Source organism: Orbus sasakiae, from assembly GCF_039542345.1.
In the GTDB taxonomy this organism is placed as follows: domain Bacteria; phylum Pseudomonadota; class Gammaproteobacteria; order Enterobacterales; family Orbaceae; genus Orbus; species Orbus sasakiae.
In genome coordinates, this window is record NZ_BAABHY010000001.1 from 1,641,837 (window position 1) to 1,655,007 (window position 13,171).

General features: G+C 37.6%; 7 protein-coding genes. 1 reads left to right on the top strand and 6 read right to left on the bottom strand.

What is annotated here, in order from left to right:
* Positions 1 to 21 precede the first annotated feature (21 nt).
* The 5 genes from ugpB to ABEA36_RS07240 form a co-directional block, all read right to left on the bottom strand.
* Positions 22 to 1,332 carry a sn-glycerol-3-phosphate ABC transporter substrate-binding protein UgpB gene (ugpB, locus tag ABEA36_RS07220; RefSeq protein WP_345490362.1) on the bottom strand — a complete coding sequence of 437 codons (1,311 nt, stop codon included), beginning with the start codon at positions 1,330 to 1,332 and terminating at the stop codon, positions 22 to 24.
* A gap of 179 nt (positions 1,333 to 1,511) precedes the next feature.
* Entirely contained in the window at positions 1,512 to 5,078 is a 3,567-nt protein-coding gene (recB, locus tag ABEA36_RS07225; RefSeq protein WP_345490364.1) for an exodeoxyribonuclease V subunit beta, read from the bottom strand.
* On the bottom strand, positions 5,057 to 5,515 hold the full coding sequence (gene sixA / locus ABEA36_RS07230; protein WP_345490366.1) for a phosphohistidine phosphatase SixA: 459 nt from the start codon (positions 5,513 to 5,515) through the stop codon (positions 5,057 to 5,059). The genes recB and sixA overlap by 22 nt, the downstream gene beginning before the upstream one ends.
* Before the next feature lie 84 nt (positions 5,516 to 5,599).
* Positions 5,600 to 5,896 (bottom strand): YfcZ/YiiS family protein, encoded by a 297-nt coding sequence (locus ABEA36_RS07235; protein ID WP_345490368.1) that lies wholly within the window; start codon positions 5,894 to 5,896, stop codon positions 5,600 to 5,602.
* A 110-nt stretch (positions 5,897 to 6,006) separates the two neighbouring features.
* Positions 6,007 to 8,031 carry a KUP/HAK/KT family potassium transporter gene (locus ABEA36_RS07240; RefSeq protein ID WP_345490370.1) on the bottom strand — a complete coding sequence of 675 codons (2,025 nt, stop codon included), beginning with the start codon at positions 8,029 to 8,031 and terminating at the stop codon, positions 6,007 to 6,009.
* Between the two features lie 448 nt (positions 8,032 to 8,479).
* Here ABEA36_RS07240 and ABEA36_RS07245 point away from each other — a divergent pair, with 448 nt between their 5' ends.
* Positions 8,480 to 8,716: a YecH family metal-binding protein gene (locus ABEA36_RS07245; RefSeq protein ID WP_345490372.1), complete on the top strand. Its 237-nt coding sequence runs from the start codon at positions 8,480 to 8,482 to the stop codon at positions 8,714 to 8,716.
* Between the two features lie 627 nt (positions 8,717 to 9,343).
* Here the strand turns inward: ABEA36_RS07245 and tamB are convergent.
* On the bottom strand, positions 9,344 to 13,168 hold the full coding sequence (gene tamB, locus ABEA36_RS07250) for an autotransporter assembly complex protein TamB (RefSeq protein WP_345490374.1): 3,825 nt from the start codon (positions 13,166 to 13,168) through the stop codon (positions 9,344 to 9,346).
* Between the last annotated feature and the right edge of the window lie 3 nt (positions 13,169 to 13,171).

A 13,171-nucleotide genomic window follows, 5' to 3' on the forward strand; every position in this document is an offset into this window, starting at 1 on the left:
ATCCCCTACTCATAAACACACTTATTGATTAATCGTTTGAAAACGTTCAAGTAACACATTCCCACGTTTAACAGCACTATCTAAAGCTTGTTTGGCCGTCTTTTGACCCGTCCAAACTTGCTCCGTTTCTTCATCGATAATCGCGCGAATCTGTAGCATATTGCCTAATCGAATACCGCGTGTACGCTCTGTCGTTTTACGGATCATTTGCTCAACGGCAATATCGGTACCCGGATTTTGTTGATAAAACCCAGATTGTTCAGTAATTTGATAAGCCTTAAGCGTAATGGGTAAGTAGCCTGTTAACATATGATTATTGGCTTGAATTTGCGGATCAGATAAAAACTGGAAGAATTGTGCGATCCCTTGGTAATGACTTTGTGGTTTACCCGCCATCACCCATAAACTTGCACCACCAATGACGGTATTTTGTGGTGCGCCTTTAACATCCTCATAATAAGGTAAAGCAGCTTCACCAAAATCAAACTTTGCATCACGTTTTACTGAGGAATAAGATGCTGAAGAACCAATAAACATCGCACATTCACCAGATAGGAAACTTGGCTGAGAAGCACTCGCTCGGCCTTTATAAACAAATAATTTATTTTTAGCCATGTCACTTAAATTTTCGATATGACGAACATGCAGTGGTGAGTTAAAGACTAATCGAGCATCTAAACCATCAAAACCATTATTTTTAGAGGCAAAAGGAACGTCATGCCACGCTGAAAAACTTTCTAGTTGCGTCCACCCCATCCATGAAATTGTTAATGGGCATTGGCTTCCTGCTTTTTTTAGCGCGTCTGCGGCGGTCCGCAATTCAGTCCACGTTTTAGGCGCTTTTTCAGGATCAAGCCCTGCTTGTTTAAATGCATGTTTATTATAGAACATCACCGTCGTTGAGCTATTAAATGGAAACGATAACATCTCACCACTTGGCGCAGTGTAATAACCACTCACGGCAGGAATGTAATCGGCAGGATTAAATGGAATATTTGCCGTGTTCATGATCTCAGTAACGGATTTGGTCACCCCTTTTGAGTAAAACATTGATGCCGTTCCAACTTCATAAACTTGTAAAATATCAGGTGCACTGCCCGCACGAAATGCCGCGATGCCCGCGGACATCGATTGTTCATATTCTCCTTTGTAAACAGGAACAATACGGTATTCATCTTGGCTGTCATTAAAACGTGTAGCTAAATCATTGACCCATTCATTCAGTGAACCACTCATTGAGTGCCACCACTGTATATCGGTTTTAGCTGAGGCAACATAACTGGTTGTAGCAAGTACTGCGGCAATAATGGTTTTTGTCACTTTTCGTTTCATTTTGCTTCCTTCTTATACACAAAAATCACAGCTAAAACGGGGTTTAGCCAAGCGAATGTTCCATAAAAGTATAAAAAAAGAGTATGTCAATTTCATGACAAACCGTAGCGAAATGTGGTACGTTTTGCTTAAGATGGATAGAATGATTAACTGGCTGTGATATTTGACGATATTATTGGCTAACCAAAGAGTTTATCTAATTGCTCAATAAATTGAATATCCGGTTTGGTATAGAAAATACCATGCGATTTATCGCCAGTCGTCATACCGCGTACAAATAAGTAATAAACACCACCAAAATGGGTTTGATAGTGATAATGAATCATGCGACTTTTCAAATAGCGATGTAAAGCTAAAGCGTAAAGTTGATATTGTAAGTCATAACGGTGTTCACACATCGCTTCTTCAATTGAAGTTTGACGATAATCGTCGAGCGTTTCACCAAGATAATTTGATTTATAATCGACGATGTAATATTTACCTTGCCACTCAAATACCATATCAATAAACCCTTTTAACATACCTTGTACAGTCGAAAAATTTAATACATCACACTGTTGTGATAAAGGATCATATTGCTTACAAAGACGGTCTAACTGCAATGCAGAAACTTCTTGACGAATCGGTAAATAAAACTGAAGTTCATTTAATCGCTGCTCGAGTGATAAATCAGACAAACTTAAACGTTGCTGTAACGGTGCATGCAGTACATCACTAAACCACTGTGATAACGGTGTTAACCAAGCAGATTCTAGGTTTAGCTTTGTGACCAATTGTGCGGCAATCTCATCGGTATTAGGGTGTTTAAAATCACTATTTTCAAAACACTCATGCAGTAACGTCCCGACAATCGCACCTTTTGGAAAATGGTGAATATCATACATAATGCGATCGTTATCATGGCTTAATGTCATTTCGTCATCACGAACATTATCAGCGATAACTTCGATATCAAAAGTCGGTAAAATGTCGTTGAGCAGCCCCGCAGATCGAGAATCATCATAGCTTGAAGCATGTAATAATCCCGTGTAACTCGTGACCCGCCAACTGCTATCAAGCTGACGTTTAAACACATTGGCTGTCAACTCAAGTTTCGACTGATTTTGCTCTTGATGTAACATTGACAGAGGAACCGGTAATTCGACAGGAATGACTTTGGTAGATGCCAATTGATTGAGTGCATCAACCAATCCTTGATAGTCTTGGCCAGTTTGTTCAAGTAATAAGAAACCAATTGCACTATGCCCTAAACTCAACTGATTCGCCCGCCCTTTTTTTAATCCCGCGATAACAAAACTGCAATGATAAATAGAACGTGTCAGTGCGACATATAATAAGCGCAAGTCTTCTGCCAGTCTCTCTTGCTCAATCAGCGCTTTAACCTCATTAGATAAGTGATAGGCAAATTTGAGCTTATGCGTTGCACTATCGTGATAGATTCGACTATCTGACTCACGATGAATGCCAATAAAGGGTAAAAAAACAATCGGATACTCAAGTCCTTTTGATTTATGGATTGTCACAATATTGATTAGGTTTTCATCGCTTTCTAAGCGTTGTTCATGGTTTTCAATATTACGATCAGGCTGATTAATTTGTTTGGTTAACCAACGAATGAGGGCATGAGGTGTATCAATATCTTGTGACATTTCTTGCAAAAGTTCAGCCAAATGCATAAAGTTCGTGATAATGCGTTCACCATTAATCAGGCTTAAATGATTTTCGACTAGGTGGCGTCGATTCATTAAGCGTCGCAACATGACCAATACACCATATCGTAACCAAATTGATTGATATTCTCTAAATTCCTCCACCACACTTTCTAAATGGCTAGGATCATGATTTAAGCGATCAATATCAGCCATTGATGCACCCACTAATTGGGTTGCTAACGCACTGCGTAGGTGGCTTTCATGTGTCGGGGACAAAACAGCTTGTAAAATTCGTAATACCTCACGGGCCTCCAATGATTCAAACACACTTTTATGGTTTGAAACATAAACACTTTTAATATTACGTTTAGTTAATTGTTGCTGAATAATCTCAGCTTCTCTTCCTGTCCTGACGAGAATCGCAATGTCTGATGACTGGATTTTTGTATCACCAAATGCGGAGTCATGTAAATAACTGTTTGCCGATAGCCATTGGCTAATCTGTTCTGCACACTGTTCCGCTGCACATTGCAAATAATCGCTGTTACTGGTCACCGATTCAGGTAATAAATAGCAGTGCATTGCACTGATTTCTTGCTCATCAACAAAGAGTCCTTTATGCTGATTTTTGCGGGCACTGTTCATTTCAATAAAGGGAATTTCGGCAAAAATAAACGGCCGTGTTTGACGAATGAAAAGACAATTCACCGCGTTGACCATGTTTTCACTTGAACGCCAATTTGTTAGCATCGTAAATTGATGATCGACCGATGACTTCGCTTTGATATAAGTAAAAATATCCGCGCCCCTAAAACCATAAATGGCCTGTTTAGGATCGCCAATAAACAGTAAACACGATTGCGGTCTTTGATGATATATTGTATCAAATATTTGATACTGAATGGGGTCCGTATCTTGAAATTCATCAATCATCGCAGCAGGATACTGATTAAGAATTTGTTTAACCAAGGCGGCGCGATTATCACCATGCAATGCTTGATTAAAAAAACTCAGTAAGTCATTAAACCCCATTTGAGCAAGCGCAAATTTTTGTTTGGTTACTTGCTGACGTATCACGTTGACGATATCAAATAAGATAACATTACGCAGCTTAAATTCAGTTGCTAAAAATTGTTCAATCTCTGTAAATAATGGGTGCTCCGCGATGCGTTTATCAGGTTCCGTTTTGCTATTGAGTTCGCTTTGTGTAAATTTAACCAGTTCTGATGGCACACTATAATCGCTTGTTGGGTTGGTTGCCCACTCAGATATTGTAGTCAACCATCTTGGTAGGTTACTTTTGCTATATGAACGCTTACTCACGTCTGAATTGGTAATGAGCGTTTCAATATCATTAACTGCATCGTGCCAGTGCGATTTAAGCACATTGATTTTAGTAATATTATCGGAATGAAATTGCCTAATGATTTCTGATATAGGGGACGCCGATAAGCTAACGTTTACTGGCAAGACTTGATTCAGATAAGGCATAATGTCGGCTAATAATGCACTCGGGTCTGCCCAGTTTTGCCATATCACTTGTGCAATATCAGCAGGCAACGGCGTAAAATTGTCGCGCCAAAAATCACTCACAATCTGTAAATAAAGTGCACTTTCATCTTTAACTAACGTCTGGTTAAATAAAATACCTGATTCAAAAGCATAGGTACTTAACATACGCTGGCAAAAGCCATGGATAGTAAAAATGGCAGCCTCGTCCATATTTTGTTCGGCATACAATAAACGTTTTAATGCACTGGGTTTATCGTCAATTTGATTGAGCAACTGCTGATAATCATGGTCAGCATGATATCCTTGAATGCAAGCAAGTCGTAATTGATGTACATTTTGGCGGATGCGATAACGTAATTCTTCGGTTGCTGCTTTAGTAAAGGTAACAACTAAAATTTCTTCAATAGATAAAGGTCGTGGATAATTGTTTTCACCTATTCCTAAAAGAAGTCGTAAATAGATAAATGCCAGCGAGTAAGTTTTACCCGTTCCGGCTGAGGCTTCAATTAGCGAACGCCCTGTTAATGGTAATGTCAGTAAATTAAGTTCATCAAACTGTTTTAAAGTGGATGATGAAACCATTCCAATTTCCCTTCACTGTCTTGAGATAGTGAAATACAAGCGACATCAGCAGTTGAGAACATGGGTGGTGCTATTTGCGGACATAACTCATTCACTAAATAGCCAACTAACGGTAAATGAGAAACAATAAGCACGGACTCGATACCCGTTAAAGGTAACATGGTTAAATTATCAACAATATGCGTTGCACAGCCACCTGGCGTAAGCAATTCATTGGTTTCTGTCTGCTTAACTGAAACAAGATCAGCAACAATTGAAAAGGTTTGTTGAGCTCGTAAATAAGGGCTAACTAGGGCTAAATCAAATGTAATCGCTTGCTGAAGAAAATAGTGAGCAATCGATTTACATTGCTTTTCACCAAAAGGTGTTAATGGGCGACTTGAATCTGATGATGCACTATAACCGGCCTCACCATGACGCATAATATATACTTTCATTTTGATAAACTCGTCAAGCAAAGATGCAACATTTTCATTGATAGTAAATACTGCATCTTAAATTTATTGGCAATAGTAAAATGATTAACGCAATTTTAATTGAAAAATCAAGCATTCAGCGCCACAGCAAAAATGGAATTTGGCGGAAAGTTGATACCCATCTTCAACGTTATCAATTTGACTAACAATTTGACAAGGCTCTGACTCAACATCTCTAGCAGCTTGTGTTAACGCTTGGAGTTTTTCTTGTGCTAATGATTCAGATGTAAACACATTTTCATACTCAGCGGTACAATCTTCGTTATCGATAATCGTACCGACATCAACACAACAGCACGCCGCTGTTTCGTTACTTTTACATTTATTAATAGAATTTGACATATCTTACCCTCACAATGTTCTCGACTAAACAGATTATCAAGCCAATACACTCACGTAGTATAACGTAATCATGGCTTGATTACCATTAAGAGATTTTGACCTATCACCGTTTATTGATGGTGGCGATCACAGTTAAAATCGCCATCCTCTGGTGGAAGTTCGCCCGTAATACTCATTTGGGATTGTTCAATCAGTTGTTTTAATGTTTCACTATCTTTTTCATACTCATTTGCAACAATCGGTACATACTCAATCAATGTCGATGTCGGATCTAAGTCAAACATTTCAGTATCAGACGTAAATTTACGTTTAATCCAGGTATACAACACTAATAATGGTTTTTGGATAAAATAGATATCAACATTACGTAATGTTCGTTCAACAATGACATACAAGCTATCACCACGTTTATCTTTTAAGGATGAATATCGTGAAGATAAACAAACCAGTTTTTGTTGTTCCATTTTTGTTGCAATCAATTGAATATACTGCTCTGCATGCATGTCGACTTTAAACCCTAAATTAATGTTAATCCTAAACACTTTATAAGGCACTAATATTTCAATTTCATAATCAAACTGATAGGGTTCATCCATACGATTAATACCGACAAACCAATAGGTATCTGCACGTTTTGGCTTTTTCTCAAATAAAGAATAACTGATCTTACTTTCAATGGAGTGTGGGCTTTGTGCACGGGTTAAATAGAAAAGATGCGTCGCCACTTTGTCCACGGTTTTATCGTGACTGACGGCCACAATTTTGGCTAAATAGTCACTGTCTAAACGGTCAAAAGTATTGTATTCACGTTTTAAGCGTCGGCCACAATACCAAGCATACATAATAGCAAAAACAAAGCCGGCGATTAAAATCGATGCATAACCACCATGGAAGAATTTTTGAATGTTGGCAACAAAAAACCCACATTCAATCACTAAAAAGAAAAACGTCAACGGCACGCTATACCAAAGTGGTTTATTATTTTTCATAAAATAGAAAAATAATAAAATTGTCGTCATTAACATGCTGAGTGTAATGGCAAGGCCATAAGCCGCTTCAAGATTGACGGATGAACCAAAACCTAGCACCATCAAAGCACATAAGACAAAGAGTATATAATTGACAGAAGGGATATACATTTGACCTTTAATTAAGGTTGGGTAACGAATGTGCACATTTGGCCATAATTCTAATGAAATGGCTTCACTAATAATGGTAAAAGCACCACTAATTAATGCCTGACAAGCAATAAATGCCGCCACTGTTGACATAATAATACCGATCAACCTAAACCATTCAGGCATCATCATATAAAATGGGTTAATTGTTGGATTAACACTCTCAGGATTATGAATTATCCACGCAGCTTGTCCCAAATAATTGATAATCAAACAGGTCTTAACAAATCCCCATGAAATACGAATATTTTTAAGCCCACAATGCCCTAAATCTGAATATAACGCCTCCGCACCCGTTGTACACATAAAAATAGCACCGAGAATAATTAACGCATTTGGCGCGTTAATTATAAATTGTATTGCATACAGTGGATTAAATGCCGCCAATACCTCTAAATTAGGCAGTAATCGGTTTAAGCCTAATATCGCAAGCGTTGTAAACCAAATCGTCATACCAACGCCAAAATATCGCCCGAGTGATGCGGTACCTAATGGTTGTATTAAAAACAATACCACAATAATCAATAACGTTACCGGAATAATGGGGATACTCGAATAAAGTGAGTTAAGCCCTTCAACCGCCGTGATGATTGTAATCGCGGGTGTAATAGCACCATCAGCAAGTAATGCGGCGGCACCAATGATTGCAATAACAAATGTCCAACGATAACGACGGCGAATGAGTGCATAAAGCGATAGAATCCCCCCTTCACCTTTGTTATCTGCTCTTAATGTGATAATGACATATTTTAGCGTAGTTTGAATTGTTAATGTCCAGATAATACAGGACACCGCACCAAGAATGTAAGTCGGGTTTGCCCATTGATTATCGGGTAAACCATAAATAATCGATTTTAAGACGTAAAGCGGTGAAGTACCGATGTCACCATAGACAATACCCACAGCACTAATAATACCTAGCATTCCGACAGGAATTTTATGATTTGTGTTATTCATAATATTTACATTAATTGAATTGTGATTGAATGATTAATTTGAGCAGCAGCGAACTGCGTTATGAAGACGCTTGAAAGATTGTGATGATATGACATATATCATTCTGTTTACTGTATTCATTTGATAGAATTGTCGTAATCAAAATAAGGAAGTTGCTATCATACTGCTAATTTTTATATTGTACATACTGGATAGAGGGCTTTTAGGCGAAAATTATTATTTAATCTTTCGTAAGAAATTTGTTAATTTTAAATAAATTCAATGCTTTATTTTTAATTGTTTAAAATCAAATGGTTGAAAGTCATTTTTTTAAATTTATTTAATTATATCAGATAGATATATAAAATCTCAAAATAATATAAATAATGCTAATTAGCACATAACTGCAATGACTGGAAAAGAGACAGATTAACGAATCAATTTTAAATATCACAATAAGGAGAATGTAATGAGTTCAATTCATGGTCACGAAGTGTTACATATGATGGTTGGCAATCAGTATGATGATGCCTCATTATTAGCTGCAATTAATCAAAAATTTGGTACCGATGCAATATTTCATACTTGCTCTAAATTCGATATGAATGCCCAACAATTGATTGACTTGTTAAAAGCAAAAGGTAAATTTACACCCACAGCACAATCCGGTTTCACGGTTGACAGTAGCAAAATTTGTAATCATTAATTCTTCGTTAACGTTTATTGCTTTGATTGATATTAGGCGATTCGAATCAAAGCATTTATCTTGGGCGTAATCATGTCTTGATACCCTATCAGTATATTATGTCGCCCAAGTCGGATTTTGCACAATAATTCAAACCGATGTCACGCTGAGCACCGTGGTACAGTCATCTCCCCGCTTATCGTTATCTGTACCTTACCTAGCACCGAGTATCGCATATTCCTGTTTGCGCTTAACTCGTTTTGCTTTCTTGGCAACATTTATTCCGTGAATTCTTCACATAACATTCAGTAAGGCAACAAAAAAATAAAATTATAAAATAGAGGCTTAATACTGAGCAGCTCACGAAAAGGATATGGTTTTAACTTTTGTTCTGAACAAATTTATTAATACTGAGATGGACTCGAAAACCATAAACCTTCAAATATCCCTCTTTATGTCTTCTAAATGGATAAACTAAGGATACCAAGGGGCGTGTTAACACCCCTTCTTACCGTAGAGCCAATAACCGAGTCTATTTTGATCTGTCTTTGAGTCGAAAATCATCGCACTTCCTAAACAAAGTGTTTTTCAAAAAAGGTCAATATATTTATTATGTTATAGTTCTAATCATCAACAATAACATAAAACCTAAAACTCAAACTGATAGATTAAATCTACCGTTTGATCAAGCCCAGATGCAGCTTCCAAATATAAACGAGGTAACAATCGATAACGCAATGTAAAGGTCGCTAATGAATCAAAAATACCGATTCCGTATTTCAATTGTAGATGAGGTAAAATATAACCACTTACCACAACTTTTTGACTATCTCCAACCCCTTGCGTATCTAATGATAAGTTTTTAATACCAAATGCATCACCAATATCACCGATAATCTTACCGCCCTGTGCAGTACCTAAACCAATCAACAATGCAGTCATCATATCATTGTCACTTTGCTCAGAGCTATCTAATCCCTGACCACGCAGTAAATAGGATAAAGCTTCTTGCTGCGACATCGTCGGGTCGGAAAAGACTTCAACTTTAGGATCATCAGCAACACCCGTTACACGAATCCCAGCTGTCACGCTATTTTCAATCGATTCAGGATTACGGATTGCCTCAATATTAAGTCGAGGTTGATCAGCAGGTCCGACAAAGACAATCTCACCTTTACGTACAATGAGATCTTGTCCATAAGCATGGAAACGTCCTTCCGGAACGGTGATTTGCCCGTTGACGGTTAAACCTTTATTCGTTTGCGTAACAAACACACCACCCGTTAAACGCGCAGTCAGTCCAAAGGCGTCCAAATTAACTTTATCGCCTAGAGTAACCAGCACTTTACTGTTTATACGCATACCAAAGTTTTGTGGTGCGATCTCTTGCATATTCGTATCAAGCATGACTTCATCAGATGATACATCAACCGTTGATGGCGGCAGTGATTCCACTTTGATGCTGGCTTTAGGAATGTTAATTTTACCGGTGAGATCCAATTGATCTTGATTAGCTTCAATACGAATATCCGGCACCACTGACATGGTAATCATCGGCGGGACACTCACTTCTATTGCTGCACCTTTAACCGTGACATAGGCTTTCCAAGCTTGAATATTTTGCCAATCTGCTCGTCCATCAATATTCACCATACCATCTTTAGTTTGCAACTGCCCTTTAAGTTCAGAAGATTTCCCTTTGAAATTAATATCAAGCATGATTGATTTAATATCTGCAGGTAACTGAGTGGTTTTAATATCACTGTGTTTTAGATCTAAATTACCCACAATATATGGGTCAAGTAATGTTCCCGAAAATTTTAGATTGCCATTAATCACACCGTCAGCATGTTCATTATTATCAAGCAGAGGATTAATAATCGATAATGATAAATCATCAATAATGGCTTGACCGTTTAGACGTTTTTTGTCCATTGGATCATCAATTTGCACATTACCTTTAAAACGACCAAACTCTTTCACACTAAATTGCCAATCAAGTTTTGCCTGTTTATCATTAATATTGGCATTAATTGAGAAGAGATCAAAGGGGATCGGCAAGACTTGTGAAGCAACTTGCTGTCTCACATAAACATCTTTACTGTCAATGCTCGCGACAATACTCGGAATCTTATATAGTGGATCCCACTTAATACTTGCTTTTCCGTGAACAGTACCCGCTAGTTTTGTTTCACCTTGATTTATCGCTTCAAATATCGCTAGATCAATATCTGACAAACTTACCGTTGCTTCACCTTTGTTAGCTAACACCACATTATTATCTAAACAGATATTAGATTGATTATTGACCCAACAATGTGCATTAATCGTAGCCAAACTTTGCTTAATATCATATCCCAAATCAAGTGGCTTGCTTAACTGCCAACGATTTTTCTTATTTAGTGAAATGACGGCATCGGCTAACTGACCTTGCCATTTGGTTCTCGCTTTATTGAGCTGACCATCTAAATTCAGTGTTGTCGAGACAGGTTGCCCCGTCACATTAACACTAAGATGATGTTTTAGTTCATTACCAGAAAACACGATATCCGCATCATTTATGGTCAAGCTCGACATCTCAAAACGATTGGCATGTAATGTAATATTCCCCTCAAGCATCTCAATATATTTCACTTGCCCGGTTAATTCAGCTTGATGTAATAACATGCCTTGCCAACTTAAATTATTCACTAATACATGACTTTCAATAATCGGTTGACTTACCGAACCATGCACTTTTAATTGACCGGTAACTTCGCCTTTTAGATCTTTTTCAATGACTTTTAAGTCAGTCAGATTTAAATCAGCAATTAAATTGCTTTGTGTTGTTGAACCATTAAGATCAATACGGTTATCACCCCATTTAAGATTAAACTTATTGGCAGTGACATATTGACGTGAATCGATGGCAATATTTCCGCTAGTTTGTAATGGGGCATCGTTGATATTTCCGTTTAGCTGCATTTCGCTTAAATTCACCATCCAGTCAGCGCCATCAAGTGAACCATCCGTTTTAATTTGGCCATCAACTTTGATCGGATAATTGGGTATTTCTTTACTTAAATCCACTTTATTAAAATTAACGACGGCATCCCACTTTAATGCTTTTAGCCAGTCAAGTTTTCCAGATAATGCAAATTCGCCTTGCGGTAAGGCTGCCGCCATACGTTTAATATTTATCGATTCATTGGTTCCATTTGACTGCATATTAAATAATACGGTCGGTAAATCATTACCGTAAAAGTCACCTTTGGCATTTAAATCGTATGCTTTAACCGAGCCCGATACATCAACATCAAAATTCTTTAATTGATAATCTGCTTTACCAAATATAGGCCACTGTATAGCTTGACCTTTTACTTTTAGCATGACTGGCATATAGGTTTCAACGAAATCAATTTTTGCATCAATATCGGCTTGGTTCAGACCTTTTATTTGAGTTTGTGTTGCCAAAGTCCCTAAAAGTTTACCGTCAATCTTGCTGGTCACCTCTGTCGCAATCTGATTTGTTGCAGGTACTGTTTTAATTTGAATATTCGCACTCACAGGCCAATCATCACCTAATGTAATTTTACCTGTAACACTAACATTAGCATTGGCATAAGGTGTTTTTGCATCCGTTTGAATTGATTTGGCATTAATGAAATTATTTTCGGTACTTGCTGCAATCGCGACTTGGTTAAATTGATAATCTTGCCCACCAATATGTAATAACCAATTATCCCCTTTCAAGTTATTGACATAAATATCCAGTGGAATATTTACGGTAGGTAAAGTGGCAATTAAAGGCTTATTAAAGAGCTGATTGATTGTTTCACCGATTGATAATGAAGTTGTTGTTTCAACTTTAGGTGCAGTCTGAATCGCGGGTTGATCGGCAAAAATGGCTTTAACATCCATGGCTGTCGAAGGAAAAACATACACCTTTTCATTCGCCCATGTTGCACTGCCTTTAAATGATGATAAACCAAAATGCATATCATCGACATTGACAGCGACATTCGATAAAGCAGCATTACGTAGCTCTAATGGTAATGGCATATTAATCACTGTTCGCTGTGCATTAGCGTCAGGTTGTGGTTGATTTTCATCCACAGGGAAGGCTTGTGTATCAATATTTACCAATACATCACTGGCATCCAGATTTTTAACACAGATTTTACCTTCGATTAAGCACAGACCAGATAATGACAAGCCGACTTTACCAACTTTCACTTCGACACCATCTAGCACCATTGAAAAGCCTTCGATTTCCAAATCATTTAGTGCGCCACTGGCATGCTCAATTTTAATTTCAGGCATGACTTTTTCAAGTACTGTCGTAATAATTTTAATCCCCAAACTGGTATAGATTAAAACTAATAAAAAACAGATCAAAAAGATAAAAGAACAAAGCACGATTAAGCTACGCTTTTTCCATTTACGGATACGCTTAATTCGTTTGATTTGTTTGACTCGGTGTGGACTTTTCATAAC